Below are 19,541 nucleotides of genomic sequence, written 5' to 3'. Positions count from 1 at the left end.
TCTCCTCCGCCGACCCTGACGCGTCCGCGCAGGTCGGCCACATCACCCCCGGTCACCGCTCTACGATCTGGACTGTGGACTTTCCGGAGCTGGCCGCCCGCACCCGCCGGTTCAGCCGCGGAGCGCCGCGGGCGGTCACCGTGGCCGATGACGGCTCCCGGGTGGTCTTCCTGCGCTCGGCCGGCCCGGAGGACCCGGCCGACGCCCTCTGGCTGCTCGACGTGGCGACCGGCGAGGAGCGGCTGGTCGCCGACCCGGCGACGCTGCTCGGGGCCGACGCCGATCCCGCCGCGCTGAGCCCGGGCGAGCGCGCGCTGCGCGAGCGGCTGCGGCTGAGCGCCTCCGGCATCGGCTCGTACGCCCTCGACGGCACCGGGCGGGTGGCGGTCTTCGCGCTGGCCGGGCGGCTGTTCCGGGCCGACCTGGTGCACGGTGACGTGGTCGAGGTGGCCACCGTCGGTCCGGTGCTCGACCCCCGGCCCGACCCCACCGGGCAGCGCCTGGCGTACGTCACCGACGCCGCCGAAGGGGTCCGCCGGGGGCAGCTGCGGGTGGTCGAGCACGACGGCACGGACACGCTGCTGGCCGGCGAGGACTCCGGGGTGACCTGGGGGCTGGCCGAGCACATCGCGGCCGAGGAGTTCCACCGCTTCCGCGGCTACTGGTGGGCGCCGGACGGCCGGTCGGTGCTGGCCGCCCGGGTGGACGAGTCCCGGGTCGAACGCTGGCACCTGCACGACCCGGCCGACCCGGCGAGCCCGCCGACCACGGTCGCGTACCCCCGGGCGGGCAGCGCGAACGCCGAGGTCAGCCTGCACCTGCTGGACCTCGACGACGGCTGGGTCGACGTGCACTGGGACCGGGAGACCTACCCGTACCTGACGGCCGTGCACTGGGCCGAGGGCGGGCCGCTGATCACCGTGCTGCGCCGTTCCCAGCAGCACGGCCTGGTGCTGGCGATCGACCCGCGTACCGGCGAGACCCAGGTGCACGCGGAGCTGGCCGACCCGCGCTGGGTGGAGCCGATCCCCGGCACCCCGGCGCACCTGCCGGACGGCCGGGTGCTGGTCGGCGGCGAGCTGGCCCACGACGGGTACGACGCCCGCTGCCTCTTCGCCGACGGCACCCTGCTCACCCCGCCGTCGCTCTACGTGCGGCGGGTGGTCGGGCGGCTGCCCGGCGGCACCGGCCCGGCCGACCTGCTGGTGGAGGCGAGCGACGGCGAGCCGAGCGAGCGGCACCTGTTCCGAGTGCGCACCACCATCGGCGGCGGCGTGGACGCCCGCCGGATCACCACCGACCCGGGCTGGCACACCGCCGCCGTGGGCGGGGACGTGCTGGTGGTGGGCAGCGCCTCGCTCGACCACGCGGGCACCCGGTGGACGGTGCGGCGCGGCGGGCAGGAGGTGGCTGTGCTGCGCTCGCTCGCCGCCACCCCGCCGTACGCGCCGCTGCCGCTGCTGGAGCGGGTCACCGACCGGCGGCTGCCGACGGCCGTGCTCTACCCGGACAACTACGTCACCGGCCGGCGGCTGCCGGTGCTGCTGGACGTCTACGGCGGGCCGGGACACCAGGAGGTGCTGGCCGCCCGTGGGGCGTGGCTGGAGCGGCAGTGGTGGGCCGACGCCGGCTTCGCGGTGGTCACCATCGACAACCGCGGTACGCCGGGCGTGGCCCCCTCCTTCGAGAAGGCGATCCACCGCCGGGTGGCCGATGTGGTCCTGCTCGACCAGGTGGACGCGCTCACCGCGTTGGCCGGCAAGCATCCGGACCTCGACCTGGAGCGGGTGGCGGTGCGGGGCTGGTCGTTCGGCGGCTGGCTGGCCGGCCTGGCGGTGCTGCGGCACCCGGAGCTGTTCCGGTGCGGCATCGTCGGGGCGCCGGTCACCGACTGGGCGCTGTACGACACCGCCTACACGGAGCGCTACCTGGGCCTGCCGGACGACGGCACGGACATCTACGCGCATCACTCGCTGGTGGAGCTGGCCGGCGAGCCCGTGCCGGCCGGGGAGGCGGCCCGGCCACTGCTGCTGGTGCACGGCCTGGTGGACGACAACGTGGTGGCCGCGCACACGCTGCGGCTGTCCGCCGCACTGCTGTCGACCGGCCGGCCGCACTCGGTGCTGCCGCTGACCGGGGCCACCCACATGGCCGCCGGCGGCATCGCCGAACGCCTGCTCAGGCTCGAACTCGACTTCGTCCGCCGCCACCTCTAGCCGCGCCCGCCGTCCCCGCCGCCGCGGGCCGGCCGGCTCCCGCCGGGCGGTGGCGGCGCCGAGCAGGTCGCGGGTGGCAGCCCACGGACACGGCGACCCCCGGCCGACGACATTGTCGACCGGGGGTCGGTCCGTGCGTGTCACCGCTGGGGTGTCATCGCGGCACGGGCGGTGTCACTGCTTGACGTACGCGTCCACGAAGCTCGGCCAGCCGAAGATGCTGCCGATGAAGACGCCGCCGGCCTTCTCGCCGTGCGCCAGGGAGACCACCTCGACGTAGAGCGGCACCGCCGGCGCCGTCTCCTTCATGAGCCGCTCGTCGATCTTGCTCCACTCCTCGGCCTGCTTGGCCGGGTCGAGCGCGAGGATCCGGTCGAACTCCGCGTTGAGCGCCTCGTTGTTGAGCTGCGAGGTGTTGCTGTTGCCCTCGGCCTTGATGCCACGGCCGTCGAAGAGCACCGGCAGGATCGACGCGCCGCTGGGCCAGTCGGCCGCCCACGAGTCGACCCAGATGTCGTACGGGTTGTCCTTCTTCTTCACCGTGTCGAGGTAGCCGTCCTCGGGGATCGTCTTGATCGTGACGGTGAAGCCGGCCTTCTCCAGGGCGTTCTTGATCTGGGTGGCCCGCTCCTGGGAGCTGGTCACGTCGGAGGTGAGCAGCACCAGGTTCTGCGTCTTGCCGGCGAGCAGCTCCTTGGCCTTCTCCGGGTTGCCGCTGTCGCCGGCCGGGTACGCGTCGAACTGCTTGTAGCCCAGGGTGGTGGGCGGCAGCAGCGTGGTCATCGGCACGGCGCCGTAGGGGCCGCCGAGGTTCTTGGTGATGCTGGTGCGGTCGATCGCGTGGTTGATCGCCTGCCGCACCGACAGATCGGTGACCCGGGCGGTGTTGATGCTCAGCCGGTACGCGTTCGGCGTGGCGGCGACGATCATCCGCTCCTTGAGCTTGGGGTCGCCGGTGACCTTGGCGATCAGCTCCGAGGGGACACCGCCGGTGGCGACCGCCGCGGCGTCGTTGCCGGTGCCGGCGAGCACCCGGTTGGTCTGGGCGGCCTGGTCCGCGCCCAGCGACCAGACGAACTTGTCCGGGTACTGGTGGCGCACGGCGTCGGTGGCCGGGTCCCAGTGCTCGTTGCGCTCGAGCACGATCTCGACGCCCGGGGTGTGCTTGGTGAACTTGTACGGGCCCGACGAGAACGGCTGGTTGTCCAGGTTGACGCCGGTGTCCTTGTCGGCCGGCAGCGGCGCGGTGGCCGGCAGCGAGACGGCGAACGGCAGGTCACAGCGGGGCTTGTTGAACTCGAAGCGCAGGGTCCGCTCGTCCGGCGTGGTCAGCCCGGGCGGCAGCGAGGTCTTGTTGGCCTTGAAGTCCCACTTGGTGTCGTACTGCGGGCTGTCGACCAGCCACTCCTGGAGGTAGGTCGGGCCGCCGGTGAGGTCCGGGTCGAAGGACCGGGCGATGCCGTACGCGATCTCCTTGCTGGTGATCGGGCGGCCGTCCTCGAACTTCACCCCCTGCTTGACCTTGAACTCCCAGACCTTGCAGTCGTTGTTGACGTTGGTGCCGGGAGTCTCGGCGAGGTCGCCGACCAGGGTGACGTTGCCCTTGCCGTCGTCCTTGAAGGTGGTGAGGAAGCGGGCGTAGAGCTGGCTTCCCATCAGCCCGGCGAACGAGTAGATCCGCTGCGGGTCCATGTGGGAGATCTTGTTCTCCCGCAGGATGTAGAACGTGCCGCCCTTGGCCGCGCCGGGCACCTCCGGCGCCGGGCCGAGGGAGTCCTTGGGGTCGGTCGCGATGGCGCCGGTGCGCGGCTTGGTGGTGTCCACCCCGCCGGTGTCGTCACCGGTGTTCTCGCTGCACGCACCGAGGGAAACCATCAGTGCGATCGCACCGCCCAGGGCGGTGACGCGTCTTGCTCGCATACTCACTCCTCCGGATCGCCGATGAAGGAAAGCTTCGCCTAGCCTTCAATGACGGTAAATTTCGAGCAGATAACGGGGCTACAACGATCGGCCCCGAGGCCCCGCGGGTCAGCCGAGGCGCACCCGGGGGTCGATGAACGCGTAGAGCAGGTCGACGAGCATGTTGGCGACGACCACGAACAGCGCGGCGATCAGCACGGTCCCCATGATGGTCGGCAGGTCCCCCTGGCTGACCGCCTCCACGGCCGTACGCCCCAGCCCCTGGATGCCGAAGGTGGTCTCGGTGATCACCGTCCCACCCAGCGCCGTGCCGACGTCGAGACCGGCGATGGTGACGATCGGCGTGATGGCGGCGCGCAGCGCGTGCTTGCCGTACACCTGCCGCTTCGGCATGCCCTTGGCCCGGGCGGTACGCACGTAGTCCTCCGAGAGCGTCTCCAACATCTGGGCCCGGGACAGCCGGGCGTAGATCGCGGAGAAGAGCAGGGCCAGGGTCACCCAGGCCAGCACCAGCCCTCGCGCCCACTCCACCGGATTCTCGAATATGGAGGTGTAGCGGGGCGTGGGCAGGATCTTCAGGGTGTAGACGAAGATCAGCAACAGCACCGCGCCGACGAAGTAGAGCTGGAGCGAGGCGAAGGTCAGCGTGAGGCCGATCGAGATCCGGTCCAGCAGCGAACCGCGCCGCAGGGCCGAGACCATGCCGAGCCCGACGCCGATGGCGAGCCACAGCACCGCCGCGGGCAGGACGATGCTCAAGGTCACCGGCAGCACCCGGGCGAAGGTGTCGGTGACCGCCTCGCTGTTGACGTACGAGTAGCCGAGGCAGGGCGCCGCGCACTCGCCGCCCTGCGCGCTGCCCAGGTCGCGGCCGACGAAGATGCCCTTCATGTAGTCGGCGTACTGCTGCACCTTCGGCTCGTTGAGCCCCAGCTCCGTCCGCACCCGCTCCAGGCGCTCGGCGTTGCAGTTCTTCGGGCACATGCCGGTCACCGGGTCGGCGGGCAGCGCGAAGAACAGCAGGAAGCTGACCACGCTCACCGCGAACAGCACCGAGATCGCCAGCAGCACCCGCTTCAGCAGGAAGCGCACCATGCGCAGTACCCCTTACCGTGACGACTTCGGGTCGAGCGCGTCACGCAACGCGTCGCCGAAGAGGTTGAACGCCAGCACGAGCGCGAAGATCGTGATGCCGGGGAAGAACACGTAGGCCGGGTCGGTCTGGAGGTAGTCGATGCTCCGGTAGATCATCCGGCCGAAGCTGGGCACCGACTCGGGCAGCCCGACGCCCAGGAAGGACAGCGCCGCCTCGCTGGTCACGTACGACGGCACCAGCAGCGAGAACGACACCAGGATCGGGGCCCAGATGTTCGGCAGCAGCTGCCGGAAGAGCATGTGCCCCAGCCCCGCGCCGCTGGCCTTGGCCGCCTCCACGAACTCGCGTTCGCGCAGCGAGACCACCTGCCCCCGGACCAGCCGGGCGGTGCTGGTCCAGCCGAACGCGGTGAAGACCACGATCAGCGTGGTGACCGCGAACCAGGTCGGCACCTCGTCGCGCGGCCCGTAGAAGCGCAGCGAGAACGTCGGCACCACGGCCAGCGCGAAGATCAGGAACGGCATCGCCAGGGCCACGTCGGTGATCCAGCTGATCACCGCGTCCACCACCCCGCCGAGGTAGCCGGCGAGGATCCCGAGGACCACGCCGATCGTGGTGGTGATCAGGGCCGCGCCGAGCGCGATCAGCAGCGAGGTGCGGATGCCGTAGATCATCCGCATGAAGATGTCCCGGCCCAGGCCGGGCTCCAGACCGAACCAGTGGTCGCCGCTGATCCCGCCGACGTAGCCCAGCGGCATCCCGGTGCTGTCCAGCAGCTCGCCGAACTGCTCGTTCGGCGTCACCCCGTAGAGCCGCTGGACCAGGGGCGCGCCCACCGCCAGCAGCACGAAGAGGACCAGCACCACGCCGCTCACCAGGGCGGTACGGTCGCTGCGCAGCCGGCTGCGGACGAGCTGGCCCGGCGAGCGGCCGACCAGCGTCTTCCCCTCGCCGGCGTCGCCGCCGGATTCGATCTCGGCCAGCGCCGTGCCCTCGACCGGGGACAGGCTCACTTCGACACCTCCTCGGCGGTCGTGCCGACCCCGGCCGTCCCGGGGTCCGCCGGCCGCACGTCGTCACCGGCCGGTCCCGTGGTGGCGCCGACCGGCCCCGTCTCCGGGAAGTGGCAGGCGGTGGCCTGGTCGCCACCGCGCGGCACCAGCGCCGGCTCCTCGGTGGCACACCGCTCCTGCGCCTTCCAGCACCGGGTGCGGAAGCGGCAGCCCGACGGCGGGTCCAGCGGCGTGGGGACGTCCCCGGAGAGCCGGATCCGACCGGCCGCGCCGAGCTGGGTGACGTCGGGGATCGCCGAGAGCAGGGCCCGGGTGTACGGATGCTGCGGGCGCTCGTAGATGTCGTTCCGGTCGCCGATCTCGACGATTTTGCCGAGGTACATGACGGCGACCCGCTGACAGAAGTGCCGCACCACGGCCAGGTCGTGGGCGATGAAGACGAACGCCAGGCCCAGATCGCGTTGCAGGTCGCGCAGCAGGTTGACCACCTGCGCCTGGATCGACACGTCCAGGGCGGAGACCGGCTCGTCGGCAACGATCAGCTTGGGTTGCAGGGCGAGCGCGCGGGCGATGCCGATGCGCTGCCGCTGGCCGCCCGAGAACTCGTGCGGGTAGCGGTTGTAGTGCTCGGGGTTCAGCCCGACCAGTTCCAGCAGCTCCTGGACCCGCTTCTTCACCCCGCCCGGCGGGTCGATCCCGTTGACCTGCAACGGCATCGCCACGATGCGGCCCACGGTGTGCCGGGGGTTCAGCGACGCGTACGGGTCCTGGAAGATGATCTGGAGGTCCTGCCGCAGCGCCCGCAGCTCGCGGCGGCCCGCGTGCGTGATGTCCCGCCCGGCGAACTCGATGCTGCCCGCAGTGGGCTCCAGCAGACGGACCAGCATCCGGCCGGTGGTCGTCTTGCCGCAGCCCGACTCCCCCACCAGGCCGAGCGTCTCGCCCGGGCGCACGTCGAAGTCCAGCCCGTCCACGGCCCGGACCAGCCCGCCGCGCCGCAGGCCGTCGCGCACCGGGAAGTGCTTGGTCAGCCCGCGTACGCGCAGCAGCGGCTCAGCGGTCTCGGCCGGGCGCACCGGCTCGGTGTCCACCTGGCTACTCATCGGGCGACTCCCACGTGGGCGATGTCCTCCGCGTACAGCAGCGTCCGGTCGTCGGCGGAGAGGTGGCAGGCCACCAGGTGGCCGGGCGCGCCGGCGGGGCGCAGCTCGGGGACCTCCGTGCGGGACCGGTCGCCGTTGCGGTCGGCGTAGCGGCAGCGCGGGTGGAAGGCGCAGCCGGACGGCAGGTTGATCAGGCTCGGCGGGTTGCCCCGGATGGGCACCAGGTCCGCGTCGGCGTCGCCGTGCAGGGACGGCACGCTGGAGAGCAGGCCCCAGGTGTACGGATGTTGCGGCCGGCGGAGCACCTGCTCCACGCTGCCGTGCTCGACGGCCCGCCCGCCGTACATGACCAGCACCTCGTCCGCGACCTGGCTGACCACGCCGAGGTCGTGGGTGATCAGGATGATCGCGGAGTTGAACTCGGCCTGGAGGTCGGCCAGCAGGTCGAGGATCTGCGCCTGCACCGTCACGTCCAGGGCGGTGGTCGGCTCGTCGGCGATCAGCAGGTCGGGGTCGTTGACCAGCGCCATCGCGATCATCGCCCGCTGGCGCATGCCGCCGGAGAACTCGTGCGGGTACTGGTCGAAGCGGCGGGCCGGCTGCGGGATGCCGACCCGGCCCAGCATGTCGACCGCGCGCTGCCGGGCCTCGCGCTTGCCGGCCTTCGGGTGGTGCACCCGGTACGCCTCGACGATCTGCCTGCCCACCGTGTAGTACGGGTGCAGGGCGGACAGCGGATCCTGGAAGATCATCGCCATGTCCCGGCCGCGCAGCCGGCGTATCTCCTCGTCCGGCAGGCCGACCAGCTGGCGGCCACCGACGGAGATCTCCCCGCTGATGCTGGTCCGCTTGGCGCTGTGCAGCCCGAGGATGGCCAGCGAGGTGACGCTCTTGCCCGAGCCGGACTCACCGACGATGCCGAGGGTGCGCCCCCGCGCCACCTCGAACGACACCCCGTCGACGGCGCGCACCACGCCATCCTCGGTGTCGAAGCGGACCCGCAGGTCGCTCACCCGCAGGTAGGGATCCCCGCCGGAACGCTGCTCCGGCACGTTGGGGCGGTCCGGTTTCCCGGACGGCGCCGACTCCGACCTGGCCACGACCGCCTCCCTCAGTGACGAAGAGAACTTACAGGAAAGCACTGAGGGTGAAAATAAGCTACATAGCCGGGGGCTGTCAGCGGGCCACAGCGTAACGACTCTGCAACGGGCCTGAACACCCCTCACCTCGGCATTCACCGGCGTTGACCTCCCGCGCCGGGACAGCGGGTGCGACGATGGGCGCGGCAGTCCCGCAAGGATGTCCCCCGGCACGAGGTGGAGGTGACGATGACCGCGGCCGGCATCGAGTGGTATCTCCTGGTGGAGCAGGAGACGCTGACCGTGCACGTCTACCAGCGGCAGGACGCCCACTACGTCGAGCGGTCGGTGACCGAGGCCGGCGAGGCGCTGGAGCTGACCGAGCCGGTCCGGGCCACGATCCGGCCGGCGGACCTGCTCGCCTGACGGGCCACCGCCGCGGGACGCTGTTCGGGTGAGCCGCTCCGGTACGCCGGACAGGCGTCGGGTGAAGTTCTTAACATCCGGACATCGATCATCGTGCGGGGCTTTCCACCGGCCGGGACACACGGGACACTGCCTTGCGCGGACGGCTCGCGAAGATCGGCGTAACGTGTGTCACTTAGCTGCGCCGTATCGCCGGCGCGGTCGTTGGTGTGCGCATGACGTGGCAGGCGGGTGCGGGTTCGCCGGTCCGCGTGCCGACCGGAACTTGATCCGCCCGTGAGGGTCCTGTCAGGGAGACGACTCTAATGACATCAACGGCAACGAGGCCGCGGGGAGCGCGGGCGCGCGCCGCCATCGCGGCGAAGACGTTGCGTACCGACCGCTGGTGGCTCGCCCCGCTGATCACCGTGATCGGGCTCGGCGCGTGGGTGGCGTACGCGACGGTCCGGGTCTTCATGCACAAGTGGTACTGGGTCGAGGACTACCACTACCTCACCCCGTTCTACTCCCCCTGCGTGACCGACCGGTGCCTGCCGGAGGCCGCACACTTCGGACGGTTCCTGCCCGACTGGTGGATCATCCCGGACGCCGCGCTGACGCTGCCGTTCCTGCTGCTGTTCCGGCTCACCTGCTACTACTACCGCAAGGCCTACTACCGGTCGTTCTGGCTGTCGCCGCCCGCCTGCGCGGTCCCCGACGGGCACAAGTCCTACAGCGGCGAGACCCGCTTCCCGCTGCTGGGCCAGAACCTGCACCGCTACTTCTTCTACGCCGCCGCGATCATCTCGCTGATCAACACCTGGGACGCGATCCTGGCCTTCCGCTCCCCCGAGGGCTTCGGGTTCGGGCTGGGCAACATCATCCTGCTCGGCAACGTGGTGATGCTGTGGGCGTACACGATCTCCTGCCACTCGTGCCGGCACATCATCGGCGGGCGGCTGAAGCACTTCTCCAAGCACCCGGTGCGCTACCGGGCCTGGACCTTCATCTCCGTCCTGAACGTCCGGCACATGCAGCTCGCCTGGATCACCCTCGGCACGCTGGCCCTGACGGACTTCTACGTCATGGCGGTCGCGGCCGGCTGGTTCAACGACCTGCGGTTCATCAACTAGAGGGCCCCTGACATGACGAACACAACGCGAATCGAACGACACCACTACGACGTCGTCGTGATCGGGGCCGGCGGTGCCGGCCTGCGCGCAGCGATCGAGGCCCGCCTCGCCGGCAAGAAGACCGCGATCATCTCCAAGTCGCTCTTCGGCAAGGCGCACACGGTGATGGCCGAGGGCGGCGCCGCCGCCGCGATGGGGAACGTGAACAGCCGGGACAACTGGCAGGTGCACTTCCGCGACACGATGCGCGGCGGCAAGTTCCTCAACAACTTCCGGATGGCCGAGCTGCACGCGAAGGAGTCGCCGCAGCGGATCTGGGAGCTGGAGACGTACGGTGCGCTCTTCGACCGCACCAAGGACGGGAAGATCTCGCAGCGCAACTTCGGTGGCCACGAGTACCCCCGCCTCGCGCACGTCGGCGACCGGACCGGCCTGGAGCTGATCCGCACCCTCCAGCAGAAGATCGTGTCGCTGCAGCAGGAGGACAAGCGCGACCACGGCTCGTACGACGCCCGGATCAAGGTCTTCGCCGAGACCACGATCACCGAGCTGCTGCTCGACGGCGACCGGGTCGCGGGCGCGTTCGGCTACTACCGGGAGTCCGGCGAGTTCGTCCTGTTCGAGGCTCCCGCCGTGGTGCTGGCGACCGGCGGCGTCGGCCGCTCCTACAAGGTCACCTCGAACTCCTGGGAGTACACGGGCGACGGGCACGCGCTCGCCCTGCGCGCCGGCGCGACGCTGATCAACATGGAGTTCCTCCAGTTCCACCCGACCGGCATGGTCTGGCCGCCGTCGGTGAAGGGCATCCTCGTCACCGAGTCGGTACGCGGCGACGGCGGCGTGCTCAAGAACTCCGACGGCAAGCGGTTCATGTTCGACTACGTCCCCGACGTCTTCCGCAAGCAGTACGCGGAGACCGAGGAGGAGGCGGACCGCTGGTACACCGACCCGGACAACAACCGGCGTCCGCCGGAGCTGCTGCCGCGCGACGAGGTGGCCCGGGCGATCAACAGCGAGGTGAAGGCCGGGCGGGGCACGCCGGCCGGCGGCGTCTACCTGGACATCGCCTCCCGCAAGCCGGCGGAGGAGATCCGCCGCCGCCTGCCGTCGATGTACCACCAGTTCAAGGAGCTGGCCGACGTCGACATCACCAAGGAGCCGATGGAGGTCGGGCCCACCTGTCACTACGTGATGGGCGGCGTCGAGGTCGACCCGGACAGCGGGGCCGCGTTCGGCCACGTGCGGGGGCTCTTCGCCGCGGGCGAGGTGTCCGGCGGCATGCACGGCTCCAACCGGCTCGGCGGCAACTCCCTGTCCGACCTGCTGGTGTTCGGCAAGCGCGCGGGCGGTCACGCCGCCTCGTACGCCGACACCCTCCCCGCGCGCCCGAAGGTGGGCGTCGCCGCCGTGGAGGCCGCGGTGGAGACGGCCCTGGCGCCGTTGCAGCGGGACACCGGCGAGAGCCCGTACACCCTCCAGCAGGACCTCCAGGCGGTGATGGGGGATCTCGTCGGCATCATCCGCCGGGAGAGCGAGCTGGAGGACGCGCTGATCAGGCTGGCGGAGCTGCGGGAGCGGGTGGCGAAGGTCAGCGCGAGCGGCGGCCGGCGCTACAACCCGGGCTGGCACCTGGCCCTCGACCTGCGCAACATGCTGGTCGTCTCGGAGTGCACCGCGAAGGCGGCGCTGGAGCGGCGGGAGTCGCGCGGCGGCCACACCCGGGAGGACCACCCGGCGATGGACCCGGCGTGGCGCCGGGTCAACCTGGTCTGCTCCCTCGACGGCGACACGGTGCGGCTGGAGCGCAAGCCGCTGCCGAGGATGCGCCCCGAGCTGATCGGCCTCTTCGACCGCGCGGAGTTGGCCAAGTACCTCACGGACGAGGAACTCGCCGAGTTCGACGCCCACGTCGCCGACGTCGAGACCGAGAAGGAGCGCTGACGCAATGGGTAACCAGAACTCCCCGGGGCCGGGCAAGCCGGGCGCCAAGCGCCAGTTCCGCATCTGGCGCGGCGACGAGGACGGCGGCGAGCTCCAGGACTACATGGTCGAGGTCAACGAGGGCGAGGTCGTCCTCGACGTCATCCACCGGCTCCAGGCGACCGACGCCCCCGACCTGGCCTGCCGCTGGAACTGCAAGGCCGGCAAGTGCGGCTCCTGCTCGATGGAGATCAACGGTAAGCCGCGGCTGAGCTGCATGACCCGGATGTCCACCTTCACGGAGGACGAGACGGTCACGGTCACCCCGCTGCGTACCTTCCCGGTGATCCGGGACCTGGTCACCGACGTCTCGTTCAACTACGAGAAGGCCCGGGAGACGCCGGCGTTCGCGCCGCCGGCCGACGTGGCGCCCGGCGACTACCGGATGCAGCAGGTCGACGTGGAACGCTCGCAGGAGTTCCGCAAGTGCATCGAGTGCTTCCTGTGCCAGAACGTCTGCCACGTGATCCGGGACCACGAGGAGAACAAGCAGGCGTTCTCCGGGCCGCGGTACTTCATCCGGGCCGCCGAGCTGGACATGCACCCGCTGGACGCGAAGAGCGACCGCAAGGAATACGCGCAGGCCGAGCAGGGCCTCGGATTCTGCAACATCACGAAGTGTTGCACCGAAGTCTGCCCCGAGCACATCAAGATCACGGACAACGGGATCATCCCCATGAAGGAGCGGGTCGTCGACCGCAGGTACGATCCCCTTGTGTGGCTTGGTAGCAAGATCTTCCGGAGGGGTCAGGTGCCTCAGACCAGCGTGACCAGCGGGCACGTCAGCGGTGCGGTGCGCGGCAGCGCGGCGCACGGGGGCGTGCACTCGCACGCGGGCGGCTCCCACGACCCGGGGGCCGAGGTGCAGGCGCAGCGCGGCGTCAACTGGGACCGCGAGGTGCCGAGGCCGACCGCGCCGGCCGTCGACGACCACGGCAAGCTGCCGCTGACGGAGCTCACCTTCGACCGGGCGGCGGCGCCGTCGCCGTTCGGGGACGACGTGACCTTCCCGCTGCCTCCGGAGCACCTGAACTTCGCCCACCCGGAGCAGGACAAGCACTGAGTGTGTCTGGTGAAGACGGGGGCCGCGGCTTGTGCCGCCGGCCCCCGTCCCCGTTCGACCCGGCTGTCCGCTTCCGCTCAGGTTGACAGCATCGGCCTGAGGGCGGCGACGATGGGCGCGTCGGCGGGCAGCCAGGTGACGCTGTCCAGCTCGTCGGCGGAAAGCCAGCGCAGCGCCGAGTGCTCCAGGGCCTTGGGCTGGTCGCCGTGCAGCAGGCGGGCCGCGTACACCTTGAGCACCGAACGGCCGTGGGCCATCCGGACGTTGCGGCCCACGCGGTCGCCGATCTCCACGCGGACGGCCAACTCCTCGGCGCACTCGCGGGCGAGCGCGGCGGTCTCGCTCTCGCCGGGCTCGACCTTGCCGCCGGGGAACTCCCACATGCCCGCCACCTCGGGCGGGGCGGAGCGGGCGCAGGCGAGCACCCGGCCGTCCCTGATGATCGCCGCCCCGACGATCACCCTGAGGTCCCGTCGCTCGGCCTGCCCGCCGCCATTAGCCCGTTCGGTCCGCACGGGCGTCCAGCGTGCCAGATCAATAGGCGGTTTGGGTACCGTAGCCGACCGTCAGGGCAGGAGAACCCGGAAGTGTGGGCGTGGACACACCCAGCATGCGAGGACAGACTAGAAGGCACCGACAAGACACGGGACGGCGACGATTTGGCCACAAGCCGGCAACGGCGCCTGGGAGGTGCGGTGATGCGCGCGCTGTTCAGCAGTCGATCCAAGCACGACTACCTCAGCGACGCTCTCACCCTCCTCACCGGCTGGATCCGCGAGGGTGAGCAGATCCGACGCACCCTGACCCTCGACGACACCCAGCACGCGGCGCTCACCGAGCGCGTGAAGGTGGTCGCGGACGCACTGCACCAGCGGCCGGAGATCAGCCGCCGGGCCGGCCAGACCCAGATCCGGGTCGGGCACGGCGACGCGCCGCTGACCGAGGGCGAGGTCCTCCTGGCCGCCCGCATCGAGGACGCCTACCGGGCGGTCACCCAGCCCTGACCCGCGTCGGACAGCCGCGCCGACGGCCGGCCCCGACGCCGGTCGTTCAGGCGTCGTCCCCCGGGTAACAGCGCAGCTCGACGACGTTGCCGTCCGGGTCCCGTACGTAGACCGAGGTGGCGTCGCCGCGGGCCCCGAACCGGCCCACCGGGCCCTCGATCACCGCGAAGGCGCCCGAGGCGACCACCTGCGCCCAGTCCAGCGGCTCCACCACCAGGCAGAAGTGGTCGACGTTGGTTCCGTGCCGGTCGCGGCGCACGAGGTCGATGATGGTCCCCGCGTCGACCCGTACGGAGGGGAACGGGACCGCGCCGGCCCGCCACCGGTCGACCCGCACCGGCGCCAGGCCGAGCTGCCCGCAGTAGAAGTCCAACGCGCGCTCGACGTCGGTCACGTTGAGCACGAGGTGGTCGAAACCCGTGACCCGCACCGCGCTCACCTCGCCTCCAGGGCGTGGGCCTGGCGCAGCCAGTCGGTGAACAGGGCGGGGTCGACGTCGGCGAGCGTCCGCAGCTTCACGGCGGCCATCCGCCGGGCGCCGGGGACGAGCCGCCCCGAGGGGTCGGTGACGTCGGCGCCGCGCCACAGCCCGAAGGTGACGTACGCGGCGTACGCCTTCACCAGGCAGACGGGGTGCCGGCCCGGGCGGTCGCCGAGACCCCAGACCGGGTGTCCGTGCCACATCGCGCCCGTCGCGCCCGGCAGGGCCGCCTCGATGACGGGGCGGAGCTTCTCGCCGACCTCTCGCAGCGGGGCGTCGAGGGCGGCCAGGTAGTCGGTGACTGTCGTGGTTTCCATGCCCCTCACGATCCGCCGGCGGGCGGGGCCGACCAAGACGCGATCGCACTACCATCGTTGAGCCGGATTCAACGATGGGGCGGGACGTGCTGGAACGACACGAGCTGGAGACCTTCCTGACCCTCGCCGAGGAGCTGCACTTCGGCCGGACGGCGGCGCGGCTGCGGGTGACCACCGGGCGGATCAGCCACGTGGTGAAGAAGCTGGAACGCCGCGTCGGCGCCCCGCTGTTCGCCCGCACCAGCCGCGTCGTACAGCTCACCCCGATCGGCCGGCAGCTCGCCACCGACCTGGCGCCGCTGGTGGCCGGCATCGACGACGCGGTACGCCGGGCCGTCGAGGCCGGACGGGGCGTGACCGGCCGGCTGCGGGTCGCCTTCCTCGGCGAGTGGACCGCGCCGACGCTACTCAAGGCCGTCGCCCTCTTCTCGCAGCGTCACCCCGAGTGCCAGGTCGAGGTACGGGAGGTGCAGCTCTTCAACTCCCGGCAGAGCCTGCTCGACGGCTCCGTCGACGTCCTGATGGCCGCGTACCCCTTCGACGGGATGGCCTGCGGGCCGGCGCTGCTGGAGGAGCGGCGGTTGCTCGCGGTGGCCGCCGGACACCCGCTCGCCCGGGAGGAGTCCGTCCGCCTGGAGACGCTCGGCGACCACCCGGTGGTGCAGTACCCGGCCGTGACCTCGGCGGAGTTCAAGCGCGACCGCACCCCCGAGCACACACCGTCGGGCCGCCCGGTGCCGAAGGGGCCGGCCGGCAACACGTTCTCGGAGATGCTGACGCTGGTCGCGATGGGACGGGGGGTGCTGCCGGTCGGCGAGCACACCCGCCGCTACTACCCGCGCCCCGACGTGGCGTACGTGCCGATCCGCGACGCGCCACCGATCCGGCGGGGCCTCATCTGGCGGGAGAGCAACGCCACGGCCCGGGTCCACGAGTTCGTCCGGGCCGCGACCGACGCGAACGCGGCCTGACGGATGCTGGGGCGGGGAGCCGGTGGGCCGGGGGGACGGCGAGTTCCTCGTCCTCGCCAGGCGGCAGTGATCTTCGGCTGGCGGACCCGACCTACCGTGGGGGCATGGCGAACGCGACGTACGACCGCAAGGAGCAGTTCCAGCAGATCCAGAGCGGCCTGCTCCACGGAGAACAGATCATCGCCGTCTACGACGCCGTCGGCACCGGCACCGGCTTCATCGGCCTGACCGACCGGCGCGTCATCATCCAGGACCGCTCCTTCGTCGGCAAGCGGTACGCCATCACCAGCATCCCGTACTCGAAGATCACCAGCGTCAGCGTGGTCAGCAACAAGTCGTGGGGTGGCTCGTTCTTCTCCACCGGCGCCATCGCGATCCACGTCGGTACGCACACCTACGAGGTGGAGTTCCGGGGCGCCGACAAGAGCCACCACGTGCACAACGTGATCCTGCACCACATCAGCTGAACCGGTCGGCGGGGCACCTCGCGCCGGAGGCGGGGCGACGGCGTCCACGGGTGGCGGGTAAAGCGGTTGCCGGCGCGCTGCGGGGCCGGTTGGGTGGGGTCAGACCGAGTGAAGGGAGACGACGATGTCCGACGCGTCGAGGTCCGCCCAGGCAGGAACCCCCGACCAACCGGAATCGAGGCTTCGTGAACACCCGCACTCCCGCGCCGCAGGGCGCCACTGACCGCGTCACCCCGGGAGGCCGATGATGTCGGTCTTCGACGATCCCGGCCTCTTCGGCCGACTGTGGGCCGACACCTACGACGGTCCCGGCAACCCGGACCCGGCTCCGGCCGTCGACTTCCTCGCCGACCTGGCCGGCGGCGGCCCGGTCCTGGAGCTCGCCATCGGCACCGGCCGGGTCGCGCTGCCGCTCGCCGAGCGGGGCGTCGCCGTCGAGGGCGTCGAGGCGTCACCGGAGATGGTGGCGAAGCTGCGCGCCAAGCCCGGCGGCGACATCCCGGTCGTCATCGGCGACATGGCCGACGTGCCGGTCACCGGCCCGTACCGGCTGGCGTACCTGGTGTTCAACACCCTGTTCAACCTGGTCGACGCCGAGCGGCAGGCGGACTGCTTCCGCAACGTCGCCCGGGTGCTCGCGCCGGGCGGCGCATTCGTCATCGAGACGTTCGTGCCGGACCCGGCCGACTTCGACCGGGACGAGCAGGTCCAGATGCGGGCGGTGACCGAGGACTCGGCCACCATCCGTGTGCACCAGTACGACCGGGCGGCGCAGACGTTCGTCCGGCAGACCATCACGTTCGACCGGGACGGCGTCCACCTGCGTCCCTTCGCGATGCGCTACCTGTGGCCGGAGCAGGTCGACGAGCTGGCGGAGCGGGCCGGTCTCCGGCTCGCCGAGCGGTACGCCGACTGGCACCGGTCGCCCTTCGGGACGGACAGCGCCTCGCACGTCTCGGTGTACCGCAAGGGGTAGGCACACCGGGAGCAGCACCGCACGGGGAGGGAGCGACCGGTCCGACCGCGACGGCCGCTCCCTCCCCGGGGCGGCCCGACCCGCCGGTCTCGCCACCGGGTCAGGGGCCAGGCTCCGCCGGGCCGGTGCCCGGTCTCCCTGGTCGGTGCCCGGTCCCCCTGGTCGGTGTCGGGTCAGAGGCCGGGCAGCAGGGTCGCCGCGCGTTCCAGGAGGGCCCGCCGGGCGGCGCCGGAGTGCGCCTCGGCCGCCCGGCGGAACAGCTCGGCGGCCCGGTGACGATCGCCCTGCCGGGCGGTCAGTTCCGCCTCGGCGGCGACGGCGAGCGGATAGCCGTCCAGCGCCCCGCCGGCCCGGGCGGCGGCCAGCAGCGCCAGCCCCGCCGCCGGCCCGTGGGCGTAGCCGTGGGCGACGGCACGGTTCAGCTCCACCACCGGCGACGGCTGCCGCCGGGCGAGCCGGTCATACGCCTCGGCGATCGCCACCCAGTCGGTGGCCTCGGCGGACGCGGCGGTGGCGTGGCACGCGGCGATCCGCGCCTGGAGGGCGTACGGGCCGTCCGCCGCGACCCGTGCGAGCACGCCGACGCCCTCGGCGATCGCGTCGTGGTCCCAACGGGCGCGGTCCTGCCGGTCGAGGGTGAGCAGGTTGCCGTCGGGGTCGCGGCGGGCGTCGCGCCGTGAGTGCTGGAGCAGGAAGAGCGCCAGCAGGGCGGCCACCTCGGACTGGCCCGGCATCAGCCGGTCGAGCAGCCGGGCCAGCCGGATCGCCTCGTCGGCGAAGGCGGGCTCGCCGTCGGCGTCGTAGCCCTGGGTGAAGAGCAGGTACAGCACGGCGAGGACGCCCGGGAGCCGCTCGGCGAGCGCCGGGCCGGTCGGCACCCGGTACGGGATGCCGGCGGCGGCGATCTTCGCCTTGGCCCGGGTGAGCCGGCGGGTCATGGTCGACTCGGTGATCAGGAAGGCCCGCGCGATATCGGCGGTCGACACCCCGCAGACCGTACGCAGCGTCAGGGCGACCCGCGCCTCCGGCGACAGGGCCGGGTGGCAGCAGGTGAAGACGAGCCGCAACCGGTCGTCCACGATCTCCCCCGCCCCCGTTCCCGCCCCGGGTTCCGCTTCGGTCAGCGTGAGCACGGCCAGCTCACGCAGCTTGCGCCGCTCGACCGAGGCCCGCCGGAGCACGTCGATCGCCCGGTTGCGGGCCACCGTCATCAGCCAGCCGCCCGGGTTGGCGGGCACGCCTTCGGCCGGCCACCGGGTCAGCGCGAGCGCCGACGCCTCCTGGGCGCAGTCCTCGGCCAGGGTCCAGTCGCCGGTCACCCGGATCAGCGTGGCGACGATCCGGGCGTACGACCCGGTGCTCGCGGTGGCGACGGCTGCCGCCACCGCGAGCGGGTCGGCGGGGCCGTCAGCCATCCAGACTGACGACCGGACGCAGTTCGAGCCGCCCCTCGCGGGCCATCGGGTGGGCGCGCGCCACCTCGATCGCCTCGTCCAGGTCGGCGCACTCCAGCAGGTCGAAACCCATGATCACCTCCTTGGTCTCGGCGAACGGACCGTCGGTGACCAGCAGCTCCCCGTTGCGGACGCGGACCGTGGTGGCAGCCGTCGTGCCCGCGAGGGCGTCGCCCGTCAGCCGCCGGCCCCGGGCGTCGTTCTCCTCGACCCACGCCTCGACGTCCGGCCAGTCGGCCCGGTCGGTGTCCGGCTCGCTGTCGGTGCAGACGAACATCAGGTACTTCATGCCGCTCCTCGGTGTCGGGTTGTCACCAGGGTGACGAACGGGCGGCCCGGTTCCGGACAACCCGCGTCCGGCGATCCCAGAATCTCGCCGGACGGCGGGTGCAGCGGCCCTCGTGGCCGGCCCGCAGCAGGCAGCGCCGGCCCTCGGCCAGCAGCGTGTCACAGAAGACCCGGTGCCGCAGGTGCTGCGCGTCCCCGACGGAGACCGTGGTCTCGCCGGGGTCGGTCTGCGCGAGCACGCTCGCCCGCCGCGCCACCACCCGAGCCAGGCGTACGGCGGAGAGCAGGTCTCTCGTGACCACCGGCAGGTGGATGACGAAACGATCCCGGGCGGCTCTCATCGGCAGTGACCTCGGACTGACGGGCACATGACGCACGGCCGGCTGACCCGCAGTCGACACCAGCGGCATGTCCCGCCACGCCCGCGAGTGGAACAGCATGGCTGTCAACGTTCGTGTTTGACGCACGTGGTGTTCCACTCGCCGCGTCGGGCGAGGGCGACGGGCGGCAGCCGGGTCGCGCGGGACGCACGCGGCCGACGTGACATCGCCTGTCACGTCGGCCGCACTCGCCGG

Annotated in this window: 20 protein-coding genes; 9 read left to right on the top strand and 11 right to left on the bottom strand. The window is 71.8% G+C overall.

Going from position 1 to position 19,541, the window contains the following annotated elements; translation table 11 throughout:
• Nucleotides 1–74 precede the first annotated feature (74 nt).
• Nucleotides 75–2,216 carry a S9 family peptidase gene (locus GA0070610_RS02440; RefSeq protein WP_088998515.1) on the top strand — a complete coding sequence of 714 codons (2,142 nt, stop codon included), beginning with the start codon at nt 75–77 and terminating at the stop codon, nt 2,214–2,216.
• Nucleotides 2,217–2,390: 174 nt separating this feature from the next.
• On the opposite strand, the gene GA0070610_RS02435 is transcribed toward GA0070610_RS02440, so the two are convergent.
• The 5 genes from GA0070610_RS02435 to GA0070610_RS02415 form a co-directional block, all read right to left on the bottom strand.
• Nucleotides 2,391–4,136: an ABC transporter substrate-binding protein gene (locus tag GA0070610_RS02435; RefSeq protein WP_088998514.1), complete on the bottom strand. Its 1,746-nt coding sequence runs from the start codon at nt 4,134–4,136 to the stop codon at nt 2,391–2,393.
• A gap of 108 nt (nt 4,137–4,244) precedes the next feature.
• Nucleotides 4,245–5,231, bottom strand: a complete 987-nt coding sequence (locus tag GA0070610_RS02430; RefSeq protein WP_088998513.1) for an ABC transporter permease — start codon at nt 5,229–5,231, stop codon at nt 4,245–4,247.
• Between the two features lie 12 nt (nt 5,232–5,243).
• Entirely contained in the window at nt 5,244–6,245 is a 1,002-nt protein-coding gene (locus tag GA0070610_RS02425; RefSeq protein ID WP_088998512.1) for an ABC transporter permease, read from the bottom strand.
• The gene (locus GA0070610_RS02420) at nt 6,242–7,348 is read right to left on the bottom strand and encodes an ABC transporter ATP-binding protein (RefSeq protein WP_088998511.1); all 1,107 of its coding nucleotides are present in this window, start codon (nt 7,346–7,348) and stop codon (nt 6,242–6,244) included. Before GA0070610_RS02420 ends, GA0070610_RS02425 begins: the two co-directional genes overlap by 4 nt.
• Nucleotides 7,345–8,400, bottom strand: coding sequence for an ABC transporter ATP-binding protein (locus GA0070610_RS02415; RefSeq protein ID WP_231926148.1), 1,056 nt, complete (start codon nt 8,398–8,400; stop codon nt 7,345–7,347). Before GA0070610_RS02415 ends, GA0070610_RS02420 begins: the two co-directional genes overlap by 4 nt.
• 216 nt (nt 8,401–8,616) lie before the next feature.
• Here GA0070610_RS02415 and GA0070610_RS02410 point away from each other — a divergent pair, with 216 nt between their 5' ends.
• The 4 genes from GA0070610_RS02410 to GA0070610_RS02395 all read left to right on the top strand — a co-directional run bounded on the left by GA0070610_RS02410 (nt 8,617) and on the right by GA0070610_RS02395 (nt 13,008).
• Nucleotides 8,617–8,853 (top strand): PDDEXK family nuclease, encoded by a 237-nt coding sequence (locus tag GA0070610_RS02410; protein WP_231925883.1) that lies wholly within the window; start codon nt 8,617–8,619, stop codon nt 8,851–8,853.
• Nucleotides 8,854–9,158: 305 nt separating this feature from the next.
• Nucleotides 9,159–9,965, top strand: a complete 807-nt coding sequence (locus GA0070610_RS02405) for a hypothetical protein (RefSeq protein ID WP_088998509.1) — start codon at nt 9,159–9,161, stop codon at nt 9,963–9,965.
• 12 nt (nt 9,966–9,977) lie between these two features.
• Nucleotides 9,978–11,906: a fumarate reductase/succinate dehydrogenase flavoprotein subunit gene (locus GA0070610_RS02400; protein ID WP_088998508.1), complete on the top strand. Its 1,929-nt coding sequence runs from the start codon at nt 9,978–9,980 to the stop codon at nt 11,904–11,906.
• 4 nt (nt 11,907–11,910) lie between these two features.
• Entirely contained in the window at nt 11,911–13,008 is a 1,098-nt protein-coding gene (locus GA0070610_RS02395) for a succinate dehydrogenase/fumarate reductase iron-sulfur subunit (RefSeq protein ID WP_088998507.1), read from the top strand.
• A gap of 77 nt (nt 13,009–13,085) precedes the next feature.
• Here GA0070610_RS02395 and GA0070610_RS02390 read toward each other — a convergent pair whose 3' ends face one another.
• Nucleotides 13,086–13,523 carry a (deoxy)nucleoside triphosphate pyrophosphohydrolase gene (locus tag GA0070610_RS02390; RefSeq protein WP_088998506.1) on the bottom strand — a complete coding sequence of 146 codons (438 nt, stop codon included), beginning with the start codon at nt 13,521–13,523 and terminating at the stop codon, nt 13,086–13,088.
• 183 nt (nt 13,524–13,706) lie between these two features.
• Here GA0070610_RS02390 and GA0070610_RS02385 point away from each other — a divergent pair, with 183 nt between their 5' ends.
• Nucleotides 13,707–14,012, top strand: coding sequence for a 4a-hydroxytetrahydrobiopterin dehydratase (locus GA0070610_RS02385; RefSeq protein WP_088998505.1), 306 nt, complete (start codon nt 13,707–13,709; stop codon nt 14,010–14,012).
• Between the two features lie 46 nt (nt 14,013–14,058).
• Here the strand turns inward: GA0070610_RS02385 and GA0070610_RS02380 are convergent, their stop codons facing one another.
• Together GA0070610_RS02380 and GA0070610_RS02375 are read right to left on the bottom strand one after the other, a co-directional pair.
• Nucleotides 14,059–14,442 carry a VOC family protein gene (locus GA0070610_RS02380; RefSeq protein ID WP_231925882.1) on the bottom strand — a complete coding sequence of 128 codons (384 nt, stop codon included), beginning with the start codon at nt 14,440–14,442 and terminating at the stop codon, nt 14,059–14,061.
• 5 nt (nt 14,443–14,447) lie between these two features.
• Nucleotides 14,448–14,810, bottom strand: coding sequence for a DUF1801 domain-containing protein (locus tag GA0070610_RS02375; protein ID WP_088998503.1), 363 nt, complete (start codon nt 14,808–14,810; stop codon nt 14,448–14,450).
• Nucleotides 14,811–14,896: 86 nt separating this feature from the next.
• Here GA0070610_RS02375 and GA0070610_RS02370 point away from each other — a divergent pair, with 86 nt between their 5' ends.
• From GA0070610_RS02370 to GA0070610_RS02360, 3 genes are all read left to right on the top strand, one after another.
• Nucleotides 14,897–15,781 (top strand): LysR family transcriptional regulator, encoded by an 885-nt coding sequence (locus tag GA0070610_RS02370; protein WP_089003211.1) that lies wholly within the window; start codon nt 14,897–14,899, stop codon nt 15,779–15,781.
• Nucleotides 15,782–15,885: 104 nt separating this feature from the next.
• Nucleotides 15,886–16,248: a PH domain-containing protein gene (locus tag GA0070610_RS02365; RefSeq protein ID WP_088998502.1), complete on the top strand. Its 363-nt coding sequence runs from the start codon at nt 15,886–15,888 to the stop codon at nt 16,246–16,248.
• 247 nt (nt 16,249–16,495) lie between these two features.
• A complete protein-coding gene (locus tag GA0070610_RS02360; protein WP_088998501.1) occupies nt 16,496–17,224 on the top strand; it encodes a class I SAM-dependent methyltransferase in 729 nt (242 codons plus the stop codon).
• 173 nt (nt 17,225–17,397) lie between these two features.
• Here the strand turns inward: GA0070610_RS02360 and GA0070610_RS02355 are convergent, their stop codons facing one another.
• Genes GA0070610_RS02355 through GA0070610_RS02345 form a run of 3 tightly spaced genes read right to left on the bottom strand, consistent with a single transcriptional unit; the run spans nt 17,398 to nt 19,307 of the window.
• The gene (locus GA0070610_RS02355; protein WP_088998500.1) at nt 17,398–18,639 is read right to left on the bottom strand and encodes an RNA polymerase sigma factor; all 1,242 of its coding nucleotides are present in this window, start codon (nt 18,637–18,639) and stop codon (nt 17,398–17,400) included.
• Entirely contained in the window at nt 18,632–18,967 is a 336-nt protein-coding gene (locus tag GA0070610_RS02350; protein WP_088998499.1) for a YciI family protein, read from the bottom strand. The genes GA0070610_RS02355 and GA0070610_RS02350 overlap by 8 nt, the downstream gene beginning before the upstream one ends.
• A 22-nt stretch (nt 18,968–18,989) precedes the next feature.
• Complete coding sequence (locus tag GA0070610_RS02345; protein ID WP_088998498.1) at nt 18,990–19,307, bottom strand: hypothetical protein; 318 nt, start codon at nt 19,305–19,307, stop codon at nt 18,990–18,992.
• Nucleotides 19,308–19,541: the final 234 nt, after the last annotated feature.

The sequence above is a fragment of the Micromonospora echinofusca genome (assembly GCF_900091445.1).
In the GTDB taxonomy this organism is placed as follows: Bacteria; Actinomycetota; Actinomycetes; order Mycobacteriales; family Micromonosporaceae; genus Micromonospora; species Micromonospora echinofusca.
Note: the sequence above shows the minus strand (reverse complement) of the source record. Positions and strands in the feature narration are given on the sequence as shown.